The organism is Acinetobacter sp. AOR14_HL (assembly GCF_027855175.1).
GTDB lineage: Bacteria > Pseudomonadota > Gammaproteobacteria > Pseudomonadales > Moraxellaceae > Acinetobacter > Acinetobacter calcoaceticus.
The window spans coordinates 1-18,797 of sequence record NZ_JAKTII010000007.1 but is presented as its reverse complement, the minus strand read 5'-3'; the positions used below and the strand labels follow the sequence as shown (position 1 = coordinate 18,797).

16 protein-coding genes and 1 tRNA gene are annotated in these 18,797 nt (G+C 35.2%); 9 read left to right on the top strand and 8 right to left on the bottom strand.

The genetic code is table 11. The features are described from left to right. Positions 1-185: 185 nt before the first annotated feature. Entirely contained in the window at positions 186-1,055 is an 870-nt protein-coding gene (locus MKL38_RS08265) for a lytic transglycosylase domain-containing protein (protein ID WP_017387811.1), read from the bottom strand. Between the two features lie 504 nt (positions 1,056-1,559). Here MKL38_RS08265 and ttcA point away from each other — a divergent pair. Further along, positions 1,560-2,465, top strand: coding sequence for a tRNA 2-thiocytidine(32) synthetase TtcA (gene ttcA / locus MKL38_RS08260; protein ID WP_003650120.1), 906 nt, complete (start codon positions 1,560-1,562; stop codon positions 2,463-2,465). Positions 2,466-2,669: 204 nt separating this feature from the next. Then, complete coding sequence (locus tag MKL38_RS08255; RefSeq protein ID WP_017387812.1) at positions 2,670-3,053, top strand: SCP2 sterol-binding domain-containing protein; 384 nt, start codon at positions 2,670-2,672, stop codon at positions 3,051-3,053. Positions 3,054-3,144: 91 nt separating this feature from the next. On the opposite strand, the gene MKL38_RS08250 is transcribed toward MKL38_RS08255, so the two are convergent. Further along, positions 3,145-4,257, bottom strand: coding sequence for a transglycosylase SLT domain-containing protein (locus MKL38_RS08250; RefSeq protein WP_270903031.1), 1,113 nt, complete (start codon positions 4,255-4,257; stop codon positions 3,145-3,147). Between the two features lie 372 nt (positions 4,258-4,629). Here MKL38_RS08250 and greB point away from each other — a divergent pair, with 372 nt between their 5' ends. From greB to MKL38_RS08230, 4 genes are all read left to right on the top strand, one after another. Continuing rightward, positions 4,630-5,124: a transcription elongation factor GreB gene (greB, locus tag MKL38_RS08245; RefSeq protein ID WP_270903030.1), complete on the top strand. Its 495-nt coding sequence runs from the start codon at positions 4,630-4,632 to the stop codon at positions 5,122-5,124. 89 nt (positions 5,125-5,213) lie between these two features. Then, a tRNA-Ser gene (locus MKL38_RS08240) sits at positions 5,214-5,303 on the top strand. Between the two features lie 338 nt (positions 5,304-5,641). After that, positions 5,642-9,640 (top strand): delta-poly-L-ornithine synthetase PosA, encoded by a 3,999-nt coding sequence (gene posA / locus MKL38_RS08235; RefSeq protein WP_270903029.1) that lies wholly within the window; start codon positions 5,642-5,644, stop codon positions 9,638-9,640. Between the two features lie 467 nt (positions 9,641-10,107). Beyond that, complete coding sequence (locus MKL38_RS08230; RefSeq protein WP_005038764.1) at positions 10,108-10,986, top strand: MetQ/NlpA family ABC transporter substrate-binding protein; 879 nt, start codon at positions 10,108-10,110, stop codon at positions 10,984-10,986. A 155-nt stretch (positions 10,987-11,141) separates the two neighbouring features. Here MKL38_RS08230 and MKL38_RS08225 read toward each other — a convergent pair whose 3' ends face one another. From MKL38_RS08225 to MKL38_RS08215, 3 genes are read right to left on the bottom strand one after another with little or no spacing between them, the layout of a single operon-like run. After that, on the bottom strand, positions 11,142-11,885 hold the full coding sequence (locus MKL38_RS08225) for a TSUP family transporter (RefSeq protein ID WP_005045700.1): 744 nt from the start codon (positions 11,883-11,885) through the stop codon (positions 11,142-11,144). Between the two features lie 43 nt (positions 11,886-11,928). Further along, positions 11,929-12,993, bottom strand: a complete 1,065-nt coding sequence (locus MKL38_RS08220; protein ID WP_270903028.1) for a hypothetical protein — start codon at positions 12,991-12,993, stop codon at positions 11,929-11,931. 35 nt (positions 12,994-13,028) lie between these two features. Then, positions 13,029-13,880 carry an alpha/beta fold hydrolase gene (locus MKL38_RS08215; RefSeq protein WP_270903027.1) on the bottom strand — a complete coding sequence of 284 codons (852 nt, stop codon included), beginning with the start codon at positions 13,878-13,880 and terminating at the stop codon, positions 13,029-13,031. A 163-nt stretch (positions 13,881-14,043) separates the two neighbouring features. On the opposite strand from MKL38_RS08215, the gene MKL38_RS08210 reads away from it, so the two are divergent. Both MKL38_RS08210 and MKL38_RS08205 read left to right on the top strand, forming a co-directional pair. Then, positions 14,044-14,964, top strand: coding sequence for an aminoglycoside phosphotransferase family protein (locus MKL38_RS08210; RefSeq protein ID WP_270903026.1), 921 nt, complete (start codon positions 14,044-14,046; stop codon positions 14,962-14,964). A gap of 214 nt (positions 14,965-15,178) precedes the next feature. Next, entirely contained in the window at positions 15,179-15,892 is a 714-nt protein-coding gene (locus tag MKL38_RS08205; RefSeq protein WP_270903025.1) for a DUF4882 family protein, read from the top strand. 67 nt (positions 15,893-15,959) lie between these two features. Here the strand turns inward: MKL38_RS08205 and MKL38_RS08200 are convergent, their stop codons facing one another. After that, on the bottom strand, positions 15,960-16,343 hold the full coding sequence (locus tag MKL38_RS08200) for an Imm41 family immunity protein (RefSeq protein WP_209831338.1): 384 nt from the start codon (positions 16,341-16,343) through the stop codon (positions 15,960-15,962). A gap of 279 nt (positions 16,344-16,622) precedes the next feature. Between MKL38_RS08200 and MKL38_RS08195 the strand changes: the two genes are divergently transcribed. Beyond that, positions 16,623-17,048 carry a hypothetical protein gene (locus tag MKL38_RS08195; protein WP_270903024.1) on the top strand — a complete coding sequence of 142 codons (426 nt, stop codon included), beginning with the start codon at positions 16,623-16,625 and terminating at the stop codon, positions 17,046-17,048. A gap of 314 nt (positions 17,049-17,362) precedes the next feature. Here MKL38_RS08195 and MKL38_RS08190 read toward each other — a convergent pair whose 3' ends face one another. Together MKL38_RS08190 and MKL38_RS08185 are read right to left on the bottom strand one after the other, a co-directional pair. Next, positions 17,363-18,232, bottom strand: coding sequence for an IS3 family transposase (locus tag MKL38_RS08190; protein ID WP_270902571.1), 870 nt, complete (start codon positions 18,230-18,232; stop codon positions 17,363-17,365). A gap of 5 nt (positions 18,233-18,237) precedes the next feature. Next, the gene (locus tag MKL38_RS08185; protein WP_270902241.1) at positions 18,238-18,747 is read right to left on the bottom strand and encodes a helix-turn-helix domain-containing protein; all 510 of its coding nucleotides are present in this window, start codon (positions 18,745-18,747) and stop codon (positions 18,238-18,240) included. Positions 18,748-18,797: the final 50 nt, after the last annotated feature.

Here is an 18,797-nt window from a genome sequence, read left to right as displayed (position 1 = left end):
TATGCGGGGCTTAGGGGAAAAATTCAAGAAAAAAATAAGGAATTGATACATTCTTTCACGAAGTAGAATGTACCTAAATTTAAAGAATTATTGGCTAAATTTGCCTAAATGGTAAGGATCAGGTAATAGATCTTTACAATTTAAAGCACAGAAATTTGACGGAATAGATCCGTCAGTAAAAGTTTTTATTCAATTCGAATATGTGCAATAGCAGTGGCGTTGTTCGTGACATAAGTACCCGTAGGCGCATCAGTAAATGTCCCATTCGATAAAGTCACAATTTGACGAGAAGAGGAATATTTAGGTGCTGGTGCTGCTATTTGAGCTGTTGTGTTTTCCGTTAAATTAGAAGACTGAGAAGAGACTTGCGCTGAAGTATTAGAAGAATTAGTAAAAGATGAAAAACCTGAACCAGATGAATATAAGTTTTGATATCGACTTGTTACACGGCGCACGTAATCTTGTGTTTCACGAAAAGGGGGAATACCGCCGTATTTATCAACATTACCTTCACCTGCATTATAAGCAGCAAGTGCCATTTGTGTATTACCACGAAAACGTTTGAGCAGCCAACTTAAATATTTTGCACCTGCAAAAATATTTTGCTGAGCATCGAAGGCATTGGTCACGTTAAATCGACGTGCAGTCGCAGGCATAAGCTGCATAAGACCTTGTGCACCCACAGGAGAGCGAGCATTTACATTAAATCCTGACTCGGTATGCATGACGGCCTTAATTAAGCCTTCTGATACGCCGTGTTGCTGTGCAGCCTGTTTAATAATGTGGTCAAAAGCATTTTTATTTTTATTGTAGCTAGGCAGAACAGAGGCCTCTGAAGCTCCCCAGTTCGTATAACTATGAATATTACTGTCAGGGTAATAGGTCACTTTTACTTTTTTAAGTGATTGATCATAACTTTTTCGATTCGTTAGCAATGTACTACCATTTTTATCTTGGTAAATATACATTTGGCCTGCTGAAGTCGACGTTATGCCGACCGAAAAAGTGGTCATCCCCAGTAAACAAGAAAAAAGAAATTGAACCGATTTTTTCATTTTATGTTATTCACAATTTTAAGATATTCAAAACTTGTCGAAGAGTTTATCAAAAAATATTACAGAAAGAACTTTTGTGTAATTTTTTTTATTTCGACTCTTTCAAAAAATCAAGCTGTTTTGTTCGAATGCTCATCAAAAAAAATTAAAAATTATTTTTAAAATGATTCTATTGACTTGGCTAACATGTTGATATTTAAATGTAAAAAACATTGGTTAAAAAATGATCAATTTAAATAAAACCCTTAACAGAAGGTCTAAACAGTTTGTCAAGTACGAAGAAATCCACAATTTTATCCACAGGTTTTGTGGAAAACTGTGGAAAAGTCCAAAAAGTAAGCACTTTGCACAAATTTTGAACGCGCTAGTCAAAATAGAACACGACTTTTGCATCATGCAGGAGCAATGTGACGACTTCAAGAATTGAAACTATTCTTTTGATGCGATTCTCGTCCGAATCATATAAAATTGCGCGGTATTTTTATTTATGGGTATATCTCGTCTATGTACGCGCCAGTTGAGTCTAATCAGGGATTTAATTTTAAGCCTGAACTTCCAACAAGCTCGGCCTATTACCGTTTGCTCAAGAAGCTTCGCCGTCAAGTTGGGCATGCTATTCGTGACTTCAATATGCTTGAAGAGGGCGATAAGGTCATGGTGTGTGTGTCTGGTGGTAAAGACAGTTATACCTTGCTCGATATCATGTTGCAGTTTAAACGTATTGCACCAATCAATTTTGATGTTGTTGCGGTTAACCTTGACCAAAAGCAACCAGGCTTTCCTGAAGATGTCTTACCTCGTTATATGGAAGAAAATAACATTCCATATTACATTTTAGAAAAAGACACCTATACCATTACTAAGCGTTTAACACCGGAAGGTAAAACCTACTGTGCAGTATGTTCGCGTTTGCGTCGTGGTTCTTTGTATGGCTTTGCACAAGAAATTGGTGCGACTAAAGTTGCTTTAGGACATCACCGCGATGACATTCTTGCAACGTTCTTCTTAAATCTGTTTCATGGTGGTAGTTTAAAGGCAATGCCTCCAAAGCTTTTATCATCAGATAAAAAGAATATTCTGATTCGTCCATTGGCATATGTTGAAGAAAAAGACATCATCAAATATGCTGAGTTGCGTCAGTTCCCAATCATTCCATGTAACCTTTGTGGTTCGCAGGAAAACTTACAGCGTGCCATGCTGAATGAAATGCTACGTGACTGGGATAAACAATATCCGAAACGCTTACACAGCATTTTCGGTGCGTTACAAAACGTATCTCCGTCTCAGTTAGCGGACCGTGAACTGTTTGATTTCGAAGCGCTAGATTCTCAGCGCGAGCTGGATTTTAAAGATCCAGAAGAGCTTAAGAATCGCTTAGATGTTGTGAACTTAAGTTTTGCTGCTGAGTAAAACTACTTGATAAGTCAATTAAAGGCACTTTATAAACAAGTGCCTTTAATGTATCAAAATACTAAAAAATGAATGTTCCGTACAAAAAGTCATAGCCCTAAATTTAAATTACATGCTATAACAACGCTCAAGCAGAATTGCTTCACATGATGTTGTCTGGATAGGCAACTAGAGAAATTGAACAAATAAATTTGAGGAAGAATCATGCCTGCATTTTTAACTGAAGATTGGTTTGCTACTGTCGAAAAATTAACTGCTGAAGCAGGGGATCTTAATTTGCCACCTGCTCTTGCGAATTTGGCAATTAATTTAGTAGTTACAGATGCTTCTGGAAATACCGAATTAGCTTTAGATGGGGGTAAAATCAAAAAAGGTTTGTCTTCAAATGCCAAAACAACTTTAAACATGGATGCTGAAACTTTACGTAAAGTATTCTTAGAGTTTGATATGGCTGCTGCTATGCAGGCATTCATGACTGGTAAAATTAAAGTTCAAGGCGATATGTCTCAATTGATGGCTTTACAAACAGCTAAGCCAAGCCAAGAACAAAAAGATTTGTTCAAGAAAGTGTTAGAGCATACAGCTTAAATTTCAAAGAATTCATATAAAAAGCTTACCCATAGAGGTAAGCTTTTTATTTATACAAACAATGAATTTATCAACTTTTAAACAATAAAAATTAGATATTGATTCGTGTTTGCGCCGTTTTGATATGTTCAAGATAAGCACGAATACGAGTGACATATTGAACTGCTTGCTTATATCGACCATTTCGCGTTTTATTACTTTGCAAATAGTCATAGAGATTGACCCATTTGTTCGGATCTTTCCCTTGAGATTGCAAGCGCTTCTGAATTTGACTTACCGCACCCGGTCCCATGTTATAGGCCACAAGCGCATACCAGTTCCGATCAGGGAAGGGAATATTATCAAATTCAGTTAGCATCTGGTCGTAATACTTAGCACCACCTTGAATGCTTTGAGCTGGATCACTACGATTGCTTACACCCATTGCTCGAGCAGTGCTATTGGTGAGCATCATTAAGCCGCGAACACCTGTGGGAGAAACAGATTCTGGCTTTAAGTAAGACTCTTGATAACCAATTGCTGCAAGTAAATGCCAGTCGAGATCATATTTAGCCGCACTTTGTTTAAAGCTCGCTTTATAAATCGGTAAACGTGTACTTAAGTCACGTTGAATGGTTGACCATGCTTCTGGTTTCACCACATTGCGGTTATAAAAAGAGGCAAGCTGTTGTGTCACACCATTTTGCTTACTTTGGCATACAAAGCCACTGGCGGTCTGGGTGAGTGGGTCATCAGCCTGTTTAAATACCCAACTTAACTCAGGATTTAAGCCATTTTTTTGCAAATTTGCTGTGTCACCACAACTTGCAGAAAAGGACATTAAACCTTTGTTCTCGATGGTACTTAAACCTGCGGTAGTCATCGCAAAGTTTGCTTTACCTTGCTGAACCCATCTAAGTGCAGTGGCATTGTCTGCCACGATTTTAAAGTCCAGCTTTACATTAAGGCTTTGTGCATAGTTACGTGCTAAGTCGTAACCAAAACCATGTAAAAACTGATCTTCTTTGAAAACGGTTGTCGAGCTTTCTACCGCAACAACAGTTAGAGTGTTTGTATTTACTACAGTATTGTACTGTAGGGTTTTTCCTGCATTAATACTATGAAATGGAAAAAGCATAGTACTAAGTGCAAGTGCTTTTAACGGGAGAGAAGAAAATAAAGAGTTAAGGCAAAGCCTCGACCCTGAACTTGAATTACTGTGCATGTTGTCTCCGCTACAGATAATTTATGCCCAAAAAGTCAGACAATAAGCTGCCATAACTTTTAAAAGTTGATAAATTCAATAAGGGGTGGGCAGTCATGACGTCATTCAAAATGACATGAAATGAAAAAAACAAACTGTGTAGAAAATCTACATAGTTTTCTGGAAGGTTAAAAAATGCTCAACATTTAATCTGCGCGCATCATAATATTGAAAAAAAGTATTGTCAAATTTCGTACAATTAAATATTCGATATATCATCATAAACACATGAATTTCTTAAGGAAGAAAATTTATACACTTCTGATATGAGAAAATAGGGTATAAAATGCTACATCTTGTAAGCGATATGTTGTTGAACAGTGGTTTTTAATCATGAAATCTAACTTAATCACCCGATCAGGGCATGACAAATTAGTTGCTGAATTAAAACAACTTTGGCATGAAGAAAGACCAGAAATCACAAAGAAAGTGAATTGGGCTGCAAGCTTGGGTGATCGCAGTGAAAATGCAGATTATCAGTACAACAAGCAGCTACTGAGAAAAATTGATCGACGAGTACGCTATTTAGGAAAACGTTTAGAAGAATTAAAAATCATTGATTACGCACCTGAGCAAGACGGAAAGGTTTACTTCGGAGCTTGGGTCGAGATTGAAAACGAAGAAGGTGAGCAAAAAACTTTACGTATTGTGGGGATTGATGAAATTTATGATCATCACCCGCAGCATATCTCGATTGAATCGCCGATGGCTCGCGCACTGCTCGGCAAAGAAGTCGATGATGAGATTGAAGTGCATACGCCATCTGGAAAAAAGCTTTGGTATATCAATACAATTCGCTATGAGAAGAGCGAAAACCCAGAAAACTAAATTAATTTGTATTTATTTTGAGCGTTTGAATTAAAAGTTAAATAAAAGGTTTGCCAACTTGTGTTTTTGTTTATATTATAGCGCTCGTTGGAAGCGTGGCAGAGCGGTTTAATGCACCGGTCTTGAAAACCGACGAGGGTGTGAGTCCTCCGTGAGTTCGAATCTCACCGCTTCCGCCAAATTCTTAAAAAGCCCTTGTTAATGACGAGGGCTTTTTTTTATGCCTGTTTTTTTATTTTCTTGGCTTATATCAATTTTGAATAACGCTATTTAATTTTTATAAAAATACGTGCCTATATTTTTCCTTGTTGTCATTCTCGTTTGATTTATAAGTCATAAAAATCGATTGTTCTTCTAAGTTAATAACTCACTCTCTACGCTTAAAATAAAATCTTTAATCTTCATTTAAGTTCAACTCTTTAATTTGTTGCCTAACAATTGATTTCTTTAATAAGTCATAAAAATCCAAACGTGACTGTATTTAAGTTAAATCAAAAACTTAAAGAGAGTTATAAAAATGAACCAATGTGTAACAAGCTCGAAAAATATTATTCGTGGTAAATTTCACCCCGAATTTTTGCAAGATGAAGTACTCGCCGATATTTTTATTCGAACTGCTCAAAATCTCTCAAATAAAACAGCTTTAATTGAAGCAAATAAAACGCTGAGCTATGGAGAGTTATATCAGCAAGCTTTAGTAATGGCGCAACAACTGACTTTAAAAGGGGTAAAAGCGGGGAATATTGTCGGGTTATGGCTGCCGAGGGGGATTGAACTTTTAAAAGCACAACTAGCGATCTGTTTGAGTGGCGCAGCGTGGCTTCCTTTTGATATGGATACGCCTGCCGACCGTATTGCAGTTTGTCTTGAAGATGCTGAAGCTGTAGGCATGATTACTACAGATGAATGGTACGAACATTTAGCGGAAGTGCCGCAAACCAAATGGACAAACACAGAGCTACAACAGCCAGTTATTAAAGAAGTAAGCTTACCGAAAACTACACCCGATCAACCTGCCTATATTATTTACACTTCAGGCTCAACCGGAAAGCCGAAGGGTATTGTGATTACCCAGAAAAATATTTGTCACTTTCTGCGTAGTGAAAACAGTATTTTAGGGATTCAAGAACAGGACAAAGTTTATCAAGGCTTTTCAGTCGCTTTTGATATGTCGTTTGAAGAAATCTGGCTTTCTTATTTGGTTGGGGCAACATTATGGATTGCTCCAAAAAACTTGGTGAGTGACCCTGAACGTTTATGCCAAACATTAAAGCAGGAACAAATTACAGTATTGCATGCTGTACCAACATTACTGGCTTTATTCCCTGAAGATGTACCGAATTTACGTATTATCAACTTAGGCGGGGAGATGTGCCCAGACTCACTGGTTGACCGTTGGGCATTACCTCACCATCAAATGTTTAACACCTATGGTCCAACTGAGACTACGGTTACTGCAAGCCTTGAGTCGTTAGAACATGGCAAACCAGTTACGATTGGAAAACCGTTACCGAACTACGGCATGTTGGTGATTAATGCAGAACGAGAATTACTGGCTCAAGGTGAAACAGGTGAGCTCTGTATTTTCGGTCCGAGTGTGGCACCAGGCTATTTAGGGCGACCTGATTTAACGGCTGATAAGTTTATTGAAAACCCTTGGGCAATGAGTGCGGATGAAGAGTTGCTTTACCGTACTGGGGATTTGGCAAAAATTGATGAATTTGGTCAAGTTCACTGCTTAGGCCGTGCTGATGATCAGGTGAAAATCCGTGGTTTCCGTGTTGAACTCGGTGAAATTGAAGCGGCGCTTTGTGATATTGATGGCATTGGCACAGCAGCAGTAATTCTACGTCAAGAAGACGGAATTGATCAGCTTATTGCTTTTATTGCACCTGAGCTTGATGCTAAACAACCGATAGAAATTAAGCAACTTCGTTATACTCTAGCTCAACGTTTACCACCTTATATGGTGCCGAATCGTTTTGAGATTATTGAAGAAGTACCGCGTTTATTATCTGGAAAAATTGACCGTAAAGCGTTAAAAGTAAGACCGCTTACGAGTGTGATTGACCGTAGTGAATCTGATCAGCCGCAAAATCTAGCCGAAGAAATCTTATTTGAAATTTTGACTCGCCTGTTTCCAAACATGCCGATTAAGCTAGATTCGGACTTCTTTGATGATTTAGGTGGGCATTCACTTTTAGCAGCCGTTTTAATTTCAAACCTGCGTGAACATCAAGAATATAGCCATCTTACAATTCAAAGCTTATATCAAGCCCGAAGAGTGGGGGCTATTGCAGCTTTAATGTTGGAGCAACCAGAGCCTACTTTATTTGATAGCCAAATTGGGCAAGACAACTTGCGTAATCAAACGTATAAATGGTTATGTGGTATTGCGCAGCTTATGACTATTCCAGTTTTAATTTCGATTAATATTTTGCAATGGTTAGCACCATTCTTTACCTATCACTATTTTACAGGTGGAACACGAGACAGCATTCCATATGCAATCGCGCTGTCTTTACTGGTTTATATCAGCGTCATTATTAGTAGTTTTGTGCTTTCAATTACTGTGAAACGATTATTAATGCTGGGCATTGGTGCAGGACGCTATCCACTTTGGGGAATGACGTATTTCCGTTGGTGGCTAGCAGACCGTATTAGCAATATTTCACCAGTCTATCTTTTGTCAGGTTCAACTTTACTTAACCTCTATTTAAAAGCACTGGGCGCAAAAATTGGACATGATGTCACCATTAGTTCAGTTCATATTCGCGTGCCATCTTTATTAACAGTTGAAGATGGCGTGAGTATTGGCTCTCAAGTGAATTTAGAAAATACCAAAGTCGAACATGGTCATTTGGTGTTGGGTTCAATTCATCTTAAACAAGATAGCTATGTGGGTTCGTATGCTGTATTAGAAGAAAATACAGTGTTAGAAAAACAAGCTCATGTAAATGCCCTAACTTCAATTGAATATGACACGGTTGTACCTGCTGGCGAAGTTTGGGATGGAACACCTGCTAAAAAAATAGGGCATGTTGATGAGCATGCTAAAATGCCAGAACGTCCTAGATTATCGTTTATTCGTAAAATTGCTGAATATGGATATTATGGTGTTAGTGCGCTAATTATTGCTTGTCTGTTCTTTATTCCAATTTTCCCAAGTTTCCTTTTGGTCGATTGGTTAGATGTAAACGTATTTAATATCAATCCGAACAACCATCTGCAAATCGCACTTTATTATTTTGCTTTAGCGATTCCAGCTAGTGCAATGATGATGGTGATTACTGCTGTTATTTCTTCAGCAATACGCAAAATTGCACTGCCTCGTCTTGAGACTGGAACGTACGCTGTTCATGGCAGCACGTACTATCGTAAATGGTTTGCGTCTCAAATCTTGGAAACAAGCTTACAAACATTGCACGGCCTGTTTGCTACAATTTATGCACCTACATGGTTCCGTATGTTAGGGGCGAAAGTCGGTAAAAATACTGAAATTTCTACCGCAAATGGTGTTATTCCTGAAATGCTGACTTTGGGTGAAGAAAGCTTTATTGCCGATGCTGTAATGTTAGGCGATGAAGAGATCAAAGGCGGTTGGATGACATTAAAATCGACCAAAATCGGTAACCGTAGCTTTGTTGGAAACAGTGCTTATATTGCTGATGGAACTGTTTTACCAGATAACGTTTTAATTGGCGTACAGTCAAAAACACCAGATAACCTTGAAATGTATGATGGTCAAACTTGGTTTGGTTCGCCGCCATTATTATTGCCTGCACGTGAAGCTGCCGAAAAATATCCTGACCATTTAACCTTTAAACCTAGTGCCAAGCGCCGTTTCATGCGTGGTTTTATTGAAGGACTTCGTGTTGTATTGCCAGCCGCACTCGCAATTGGCGTAGGTTATATGATTGTATTAGATGTTATTGATGTTATTAATAACTACGGTATAGCGAAAGGACTATTAGCATTAACCATTGCAGGGCTGCTCTATGGAGTCGGCTGTTTCATTATGGTGGCTCTATTAAAATGGATTTTGATTGGTCGTTATCAACCATGTTCAGCGCCAATGTGGACCATGTTTGTATGGTTGAGTGAAGGGATTACCAGCTTATATGAATCAGTTGCGATTCCAAACTTCTTAAACTACTTAAGAGGAACGCCAATGCTACCATTCTTCTTGCGTATTTTGGGTGTCCAAATTGGTAAAGATGTTTACATGGATACGGCTGATATTACTGAGTTTGACTGTGTAAGCATTGGTGATCGTGCAGAGTTTAATAGCTTCTCAGGTCCACAAACCCACTTGTTTGAAGATCGTATTATGAAAATTGGACAAGTGAATATTGGAAATGATGTGGTTGTAAATTCACGTAGTATTATTTTATATAACGCCAATGTTAGCCACCATGCAGTGTTAGGACCTTTAACTTTAGTGATGAAAGGTGAAAATATTCCTGCTAAATCTGCGTGGATTGGCTCACCAGCTGTGCCTTGGGTTCATAAGTAATTGAAACTGAGCTTAACTAACTAATTTAAAAAGCCTTTGTGAAAACAGGGGCTTTTTTTATGCATAGCCTATAAATTAGCGCCATAGTTAGCTTAAATATTGCTAACAAATCCTGAAAATTTCATATAAATCAAATAAGTACATATTTTAATCAAAACTGTTTTATTTATATAATATGTTTTTTATTATCAGTGCCTTACCAAGAGCGTGTCTATATATCAAAATTGAACAAGTTATTTGTAGAATATTCACTTATTGATATATGATGATCCAATATTTAGAAACTGATTCAAAACATAAGTCTATTGTTCAGCGAGCAATATCAAGGAAGAAATTAGGCTGAATTCAGGCTTCTAAACCCTTATATATCTGGAAATTACTTCCAGCCAAATATTGCATTTCGACCCAATGGTTGGGAATGCCTCGCTCTTTTGTAGAGTAGGCGTTTCCCATTTTAGGATGTATCTATGAAAAAATTATTTAGTGTCCTGTTCAGCGCATCTGTACTCACACTGACTGCATGTAATAAACAACCTGCACAAACTGAAAATACAGCACCAGCTAATGACAAAACTGAGTCAGTACGCACAATTAAACTTGTTTCAACAGGTTCAGACACTGACGTATGGAAATATGTTGCAACGCTTCCTGAGACTAAAGAAGCGGGTATTAAACTTGAAGTGACTAACTTGACTGACTACGTTGTGTTGAACACATCTGTAGCAAGTGGCGAACAAGACGTAAATGCGTTTCAGTCATTTAACTATTTAGCAGCCTATAACGCTTCAAATACAGCTAAAGTTGCTGCTGTTGCGACAACTTACTTAGAACCAATGGGCCTTTATGCAAATAAAGTTAAAACTGTTGATGAGTTCCCACAAGGCGCTACAATCGCGATTCCAAACGATACTGCTAACGAAGCTCGCGCATTAACATTATTACAGTCTGCTAAACTTATTAAACTTAAACCAGACTTTGATCCTGTAAAAGGGACAACGAATGACATCGCTGAAAACCCTAAAGGTTTAAAATTAAAACCAATTCAAATGACGACAGCAGTTCGTGTTAAAAACGACGTTGATGCAATTGTATTGGGTAATACATTGGCACTTGAAGGCGGCTTAAACGTACTGAAAGATTCTATCTTCCGTGAGCCAATTGATCAGTCTACAAAGCTTTATGTAAACTTATTAGGTGTGGCTGAAGCGAATAAAAATGACCCGATCTATACGAAATTGGGTGAACTTTACCACTTACCTAAAGTACAAAAGTTTGTGAGCGAAAAATTTGCAGGTACAAAAGTTGAAGTCAACAAACCTGTTTCTGAGTTTACAGACATCAAATAAGTAATTTTTAATTTAAAATTATTTTAAAGCTAAGTCTCGGTAATCGGGGCTTAGCTTTTTCTATAGTATGTTCTATTTCAGAGTAATGAGCTCTTAACAGATTTAAGAGCCTCTAGAAAATACGCTATTCAGATGCAAATAATGTAATAAATAGATCAAAAGAAATGGCTAAAATATATGAAAATGGGGTTCTTATGATCCAATAATAATTTTAGAGCCATACATAAGCTTATCAATATTAACAAAGGCTTAATCACTCTTGATCCAAATCTTACCGCAAATTTTGCGCCAATCGAAGCCCCAATAAAAGCCCCACCAGCCATTACTAAAGCGATTGGAAAAATGACATATCCTTTAATGATGAAAATAGATAAAGAACCTAAGTTACAAGCCACATTTGCTAACTTGGTATAAGATAAGGCACTCACCAACTTAAAACCTAATAATAGTACAAATGCAACTATGAAAAATGAACCGACCCCAGGACCAAAAACTCCATCATAAAACCCTAGTAACGGTGCGACTAGAAGTGCAAATAGAAAATAAGGAATAAGAGGTTTCTTATCTACATCGCTTAGTTTTGGTGAAAAAATAAAATATAAGGCTACTAAAATTAAAAGTATTGGAACGATAGTCAAAAGTACATTTTTAGGCATGAGGGTAACTGAAAGGGCCCCTAATATTCCCCCTAAAAAAGACATACAAGCTATAGGGATTGCTTTACGCCACTCGATGAGCCCTTTTCTTGCGAAACTAATGGTTGCTGAAAGTGTTGCAGAGGCAGCTTGCAATTTATTGGTTGCTATTGCAGATACAGGAGGAACACCTGATAAGAGCAATGCGGGTAGAGTTATTAAGCCACCCCCACCTGCAATAGCATCAATAAATCCAGCTACCATAGCCACTAAGCCTAAGATAAGTAGGAGTTCAAAATTCAATTCATTAGCCTTTAACAATAAGAGGATTTTTTTGCAGTACAATATAATCAAGATTTTTTCTATAACCAAATAAACGAACTAATGTTCTTCGGTTATCTTTAATAGTATCTCGACAATGTAAGCATAAACTATTATTAATAATTAAAACGGTATTAGGATTTAAATTAATAGAATCAACAATACTAGTTTTTCGAACAATTGATTCAAATTTATAAAAAGCATTTTTAATTTTTATAGATGCATTCTCATTTGGAGTGAATCTATAGGAGTTGTATTTCATGGCTTTATAACCATATTTATCTACTTCTAGGATAGAAACATTTTCTCCTCCAGATCCTTGGCCCTCGTTAAATGTTTCACTTCTTGTAAAATTAAAACTTTCCGTTGTTAAAGCAAGTACCTCTTCAATAGTTAATTGGCTTAACACTCTTGATATTGGAATTAAACTTGTAGGTTCATTTAAGGGATTCCATCTTGCTGTTAAAATTAAGGAAGAAGGAGCTGGTGAATGATTGTTAACAACTTTAGTAACTGTATGGTAAGGAGCTTCGGTATGTGCAGTTAATTCTATACCTGAATGTGAACTCTTATCAGGATTCTCATTTTCAATTTTTGTAGCTCCACCGCCTTTTAAGTTTGCAACAACTCTAACGATTTTACCCACATTATCAATATCAAATGCAAAAGCATCTTCCTCAAGGAGTGCCAATATTATTTGTTCAGAAGAAGCTAATGTTAATATATCTATATCTTTTTCGAGTATTTCAAGGGGTGGTAGTTGAGTTGATTGAGTAATATCAATTTTACTACGATCTAATTTTTTAATATTTAACCCTTCAAGTACTAGGTAAGGTATTTCTCTATGAATATATTTTTCTATCATACTTTTTTCATATGAATTTAACTTTGCACTTAGTATTTCCTTAAAAGCCAGAATCTTTTCTTGAACATATAAAGAATCTGGGCCTCCTAATAACGCCAACTCATATGACATTTCACTAATTAAATGAGAAATCTCGGAAGAAAGGTGAAGATGATAAGTTTCTAAGTTCTTAACTATTTGATTCATGGATAATTTATTGTGCTTGAAAATTCCGCTACAGACTAGTCTGTCTTTTTTGAGAAATCAATATTTTTTTTAATATTATAAGTTTTTATATTTCTTAAGAGGTAATGATCTTTATTTTTCTCAATTATTAAATTAAAGTTAGCTTTTCGGATAGAAATTTTTTTAAATGTTTGGACTATCTCATAGGGAATTGGAGAATACTGAGTCATACCATTAATTTCATAAAATCCTTTCGACTTTCCATCATCCGTTTTTACTCCATCCAATTCTCCATATACTATTAATACTTCTCTTTTATACTCCATTAAAAAATGCCAAATTGATGATGAATAAAAACTATAAGGTTTAGAAATTTCATTCTTAAACTCATTTCCATAAATTTTGTTTACTGCTTGATCTGAATATATAGCTGGACATAATAAAATTAATTGATCTATTTGAATTTTTTTTGCTAAATTAATTGCAATATAACCACCCAAACTATATCCAATAACAATATCCACCTTTTTTAAGAGACTGTAAAAAGCAATACTTTCATTTATATTTTGAGATAATGATGATTTTGTTTTACTCGTACTATTTAACCCACTTAAATTAAATGAAAGCGTTCCAATATTTTCCATTCTAAGTAAATTTTCTAAAGGACTTAAAGAGCTTAAATCAGAGTTACCTCCATGTATAAGCAAAGCTATTTTTTCTGGAAAACCATCACAATAATTGAATTTTGCTTCTAATTCATAAGTACCAAAATCATGTACAAAGAAGAAAGATTTTTCATTTTCAACAGAGTCCTCATTTTTTAGCTTATGCGTAGGTAACTTTGTGACTTTAGAAATAGTATTAGAAAGATATCTATGTGCAATTGATATCATGTCTTGGTTTTCCATGACTTATATTCCTATTAGAGGTATTCAGGAGTTTGTTGTATAGAAATAAAACTTAAATAAATGACAATGAAAATTCTAAAAAGCCTTGTAAAACAGGGACTCTTATATATTCTTTATCATATAATGAATAGAGATTATAACTTTATATATTTAATAAAATATTATGAAAAATTTAGATGGCTTACTTAACAGAATCCAAGCAGAGACACTGAGTTTAGTTACTCATAGAGATGGAGCTACTGTATACAAAGCACAAACTACTCAAGGAGAGGTCTTTGTAAAAGCCTATGCACGGAAAGTAGATAATGACAGATATTGTGAAATATTGAATGAGCTTAAGGCATTTTCCCTAGCCCCAGAGTTATTAGATAAATTTGAATGGGGAAATTATTTTATTGTTGTAATGAGTGCTTTAGAAGGGCAGCCAGTAAACAGTATTTTAAAAAATTGCTCGAGAACAGAAAAATTATTATTGCTAAAATCCGTAGGATCATCTCTAGGAAGTTTTCATCGAGCGATTAATTCTTGTCGTTTACTTGAGATGAATTTCTGGAAGGGACGAGATAATTCTTCTGAAGATCCAACTTTATGGAGCGAACATCTAAAATTAATGACATCAAAGTGGATGTCCCGTATTGATCCCTCTAAAGCTGACTATCAAGAATTTAGTTATGAGTTGAATGTATTGCTTTCATATTGCAAAGATTTACGAGAACCAAAGCAGTTGAGTCTTTTGCATTGTGACTATATTGGTCGGAACCTTCTTGCAACTAGCAATAATAAAATCTCTGGTGTTTTAGATTTTGAGGCTGCTCGTATTGGAGATGCGCTTTATGATCTAGCGAAGATGGTTTGGGTAGATATAGATTTCTCTGATTTAGAATTAAGAAATTCATTTCTACGAGGTTGGGAAATGACTTATGGAGAAGAAGTTCCTAAAAGGGAGTTCTTATGCTATGTCGGTATTCAATGTCTTGCAGCAATAGCGTGGACAGATAAAAATAAGTCTATGGACGGTAATACTATGTTTAGATCTTCAGCCGTTAAGACATTAAAAATAGTACTAGAAGAGTTACAGATGTAGTTTTAGTAAATTTTTAGTTTGATAAATAAATATTGCTGATGTTTGGTAAGTAATCTTATTTTTATTTAATACCTATTATTTTGATTTTAGAAAAATATCTATCTATCTAATAAATCACTATAGAGCTTAACCTATTGTCTCTTTATCTGAAAAATTTTTAAACCTTAAATTTTTACCATACAATCAAAAATCACAATAAAATTAAGGTGAAATAATGAAAAAAAATATATTGATTCTTAGCTTGTTAATTGTCAGTGTACAGAGCTGGGCTGAATGTAAAATTGGTGATCTAGAGATTGATCCAAGCACTTCACAAACGCCAGAAGGGACACCAAATCCAAGCAACTATATAACAATAACTGGACAGAAAGTGTTAACTAAGGCTTTGGCTAATATAAACATAGGAACACTAATAAAAACTAAATCTGATACTAATATTGCTCAGTCTAATGTTGTTGCTTTTGAATATATTTTCAAAAAGCCAATCAATCTAAATTCAAATGAACTAGCTTCAGGATTTATCACAGGAACAAGTAATTTTGATGGTATCGTTTTTGCCGCACCAAGTTTTGGAAGTGCATATGGTTCACAGCAAAATTTATTTATGAGTTCTATTTCTGGAAACATAACCCCAACTCAGACACAAAATGAAGTTTTAGCAAATGAAACAGTTAGAGTTGGGGTTTATTACAATCAAATCAGTAAGAAAATTGGTTATATTGTAAATGGAGTAGATAGGGGATACACATGGAGTTATACAACTCCATTAAGCAAAATGAAATTTGCTATTGCAATTGAAGAGGGATTTTATGTTTCCAACTCAAGTGCTTTAGGTAAAGAAATATCATATGAAATCGTATCTGATTATTCAAAACTACAATTTACCTATCCAACAGGCACTACAGATATTTGTGGAACATCTCTTTAAAATAAATTACATATTAAATATGCTGCCTTACTACTTTAGTTAGGCAGTTTTTATTAACTACTTAAATTTAAATAGAGGACAGTGCTAATAAGGGATTTACTTTTTCAAAAATGTTTTGTTCAGGCATTGAGCTAGAGAAATAACCTTCAAATACTAAAAGCACTCTTTCTCTCATCTCATAAAGTTCAGAGCGTTTCAAATTCTTTATTTTAAAATAGTCATTTTGATCTAAATGAGAGCTAATACAAAGCATAATCACGCTAAAAATCCTAAAAATTTCCCAATTTAATTTTTCTGGTGAGTTTTTTTCAAGTTTATAAACTCCCCATTCTAAAAGCCAATATTCTTCGATATCCCATGACTGTTCTTCGTTTAATTTTCCTAAGAATGATAAGTCATCATATAAGTTATTATGTGGAAAATTACGTAGGATAATTTCTTTTGCATCCATAAATTTTGTTCTTTAAAAATTTCCTAAAAGACTAAATGGAGCTTATATGAAATTTACCAGTTTAATAAGTAAAAAACTCAGTATTTCTAATCGACTGATTAATCAAGTTCTATATAAACAGCTGCATCAATTCTTTTGAAAGTGGCTGAGGCTGCTGTAGTTACATCATCAAAAGCTGTAAAAACAGGTTTATAAATTATTTAGTGTTGAATTAAATATTTTATACGCTGAAAAGCTCTTAATGTATCCTTATAAAATTCTAGTAATTTGAGTAAATTTATGTGGGAAACGGTCATTTCTATTTCTATTTTTGATCATTGGCTTTCAGAAGTAGAAGCTGATCAATCGAATATCATTTGCTACGACATCTCATTGAAAAATAATAGCTTGGATGAATATTTAAATGGTGAAGAAAAATTCTTAAATTTTTACTATCAACTTTTTGATGAGTATTCTTTTAAAGATAATAAAAAAATAGATTTTGATGAATATAAAGCCACCATTATACAAAGTCTAAGAGAGCAGCGGTTGATGGATATTTATGTTCAAAATAGAAGAATAAGGTTACAAGGTGGATTTGATAGGACTGATCAGCTCTTTTTAGCTAATAGATCTTTGATCCCAGATATTATGAAAAAACTAGAAATAAGTAAATTACACGTTTTAAAGATAATGAGTTATGAAGATTATTTAAAATTAACGTAATGCAGCTTATACGAAATCTTTCTAGCTCAAATAAAACAGCCTTTCTAGGCTGTTTTTCACTTTTATAAACCCCACTTTAACAATGACTTCCTCATTATTTATCCTTACTTTTTAATGATCTAAATTAAAACAAATGTCATTTTGTGTGCTTGACTGTAAAAGGGTTGAGCACTATTCTTTGCCTGCTGGCCACATTGCCAGTCGGTTTTAGCAGACCGCATCAAACGTACATTAAAAGTTTCATACTTTTAGTGTTGAGCCCTCGTGCCCCCTCTGCGGCGGAATAATCTGACCCCATAAAGTTGGACAGCTAATTAAGCAGTTTTTAAAAACTGATTTCTATATTGTACAGGGGATAAACCTTGTAACTTCACCTTGATTCTCTCATGATTATAATAATGAATGTACTCTTGTATGGTTTTCTCTAATTCATCAATTGATTGAAATTTTTCACCATGAAAGCACTCCGATTTTAATATTCCGAAGAAGCTTTCTATTACAGCATTATCCAAACAATTTCCCTTACGAGACATACTTTGAATTAAACCCTGTTGTTTTAATTGCTGTTGGTAATGAGCCATTTGATATTGCCATCCTTGATCGGAATGGAGAATTGGTTTTTCATGTCGTTTAAGTTTAGCCAAAGCATGAATGAGCATATCTTTTACTAACTCATAATTGAGTTTGCGTTGGATTCGGAATGTAATAATTTCCCCATTAAATAAATCTATAATCGGGGATAGGTAAAGTTTTTCACCGTTCACATTAAATTCCGTTACATCAGTTGCCCATTTCTGATTTGGTCGATTTGCTTTAAATTGCCGTTGTAAAACGTTATCAGCCACTATCCCGACACAACCACTTTTATATGAGCGATATTTTAGTGCTCTGATACGTGATTTAAGTCCCATAGTTTTCATGAGTCGATATACACATTTATGGTTAATCATTATTCCTGTACTTTTCAGAGCAAGAGTAATTCTACGATAGCCATAGCATCCCTTATGCTTATGGTATATGGACTTAATCTGCTGTTTTAACTCAGTATATTTATCATTAGAGCGTATAGCTTTCATGTGGTAGAAATAAGTACTACGGGCTATCTTGGCAATACTGAGTAAGAGCTTTAATGGATAAATTTGCCTTAATTCTGAAATAATTTGAACACTGTCTGCAGTACAAATTGAATTTAAGTACGTTGCTTCAGTTTTAAGGCTTTTAGCTTTTTTAAAAAAGCGACCTCTGCGCGTAAAGCTGTAAGCTCATCAATGAGCTCTTGCTGAGACTTGTCTTTATCATCTCTTGTTGGTTTCACTGTTTTAGTTTTATCTTGCTTAGTCATATTGGTATAAGTCCGTTTAGTATTAAACCCAGCAATCCCTTCTTTATGATACAGAGCTAGCCATCTTCTTAAAATTGACGTCCCGCTCAGATTTAACCGTCTTCTTACTTCTCTTACGGGTATCTTATCAAGAAGCATTTGTATTGCATTGATTTTAAATTCTGAAGAATAATAAGTTTTTTGAATTTTAATATTAAGCCCATCAGTACCATGTGCCTTATAGTTTTCAATCCATAACCGAATGGTTTGGAGATCTACATTAAACTCTTTGGAAAGAATTTTATAGCCTTTACTACCATCTAAATAAGCCTGAATTACTTTGAGTTTTAACTCTTTTGAATGCTTTGGAACTGGCATAGGTCACACCTTATAAGTTTAAAAAGTCTAACTTATGGGGTGCAGTTCAG

What these genes read in the sequence shown, in the direction of transcription:
- MKL38_RS08265 (WP_017387811.1), bottom strand. Translation starts at nt 1,055, where the DNA reads ATGAAAAAATCGGTTCAATTTCTTTTTTCTTGTTTACTGGGGATGACC.
- ttcA (WP_003650120.1), top strand. Translation starts at nt 1,560, where the DNA reads ATGTACGCGCCAGTTGAGTCTAATCAGGGATTTAATTTTAAGCCTGAA.
- MKL38_RS08255 (WP_017387812.1), top strand. Translation starts at nt 2,670, where the DNA reads ATGCCTGCATTTTTAACTGAAGATTGGTTTGCTACTGTCGAAAAATTA.
- MKL38_RS08250 (WP_270903031.1), bottom strand. Translation starts at nt 4,257, where the DNA reads ATGCACAGTAATTCAAGTTCAGGGTCGAGGCTTTGCCTTAACTCTTTA.
- greB (WP_270903030.1), top strand. Translation starts at nt 4,630, where the DNA reads ATGAAATCTAACTTAATCACCCGATCAGGGCATGACAAATTAGTTGCT.
- posA (WP_270903029.1), top strand. Translation starts at nt 5,642, where the DNA reads ATGAACCAATGTGTAACAAGCTCGAAAAATATTATTCGTGGTAAATTT.
- MKL38_RS08230 (WP_005038764.1), top strand. Translation starts at nt 10,108, where the DNA reads ATGAAAAAATTATTTAGTGTCCTGTTCAGCGCATCTGTACTCACACTG.
- MKL38_RS08225 (WP_005045700.1), bottom strand. Translation starts at nt 11,885, where the DNA reads ATGGTAGCTGGATTTATTGATGCTATTGCAGGTGGGGGTGGCTTAATA.
- MKL38_RS08220 (WP_270903028.1), bottom strand. Translation starts at nt 12,993, where the DNA reads ATGAATCAAATAGTTAAGAACTTAGAAACTTATCATCTTCACCTTTCT.
- MKL38_RS08215 (WP_270903027.1), bottom strand. Translation starts at nt 13,880, where the DNA reads ATGGAAAACCAAGACATGATATCAATTGCACATAGATATCTTTCTAAT.
- MKL38_RS08210 (WP_270903026.1), top strand. Translation starts at nt 14,044, where the DNA reads ATGAAAAATTTAGATGGCTTACTTAACAGAATCCAAGCAGAGACACTG.
- MKL38_RS08205 (WP_270903025.1), top strand. Translation starts at nt 15,179, where the DNA reads ATGAAAAAAAATATATTGATTCTTAGCTTGTTAATTGTCAGTGTACAG.
- MKL38_RS08200 (WP_209831338.1), bottom strand. Translation starts at nt 16,343, where the DNA reads ATGGATGCAAAAGAAATTATCCTACGTAATTTTCCACATAATAACTTA.
- MKL38_RS08195 (WP_270903024.1), top strand. Translation starts at nt 16,623, where the DNA reads ATGTGGGAAACGGTCATTTCTATTTCTATTTTTGATCATTGGCTTTCA.
- MKL38_RS08185 (WP_270902241.1), bottom strand. Translation starts at nt 18,747, where the DNA reads ATGCCAGTTCCAAAGCATTCAAAAGAGTTAAAACTCAAAGTAATTCAG.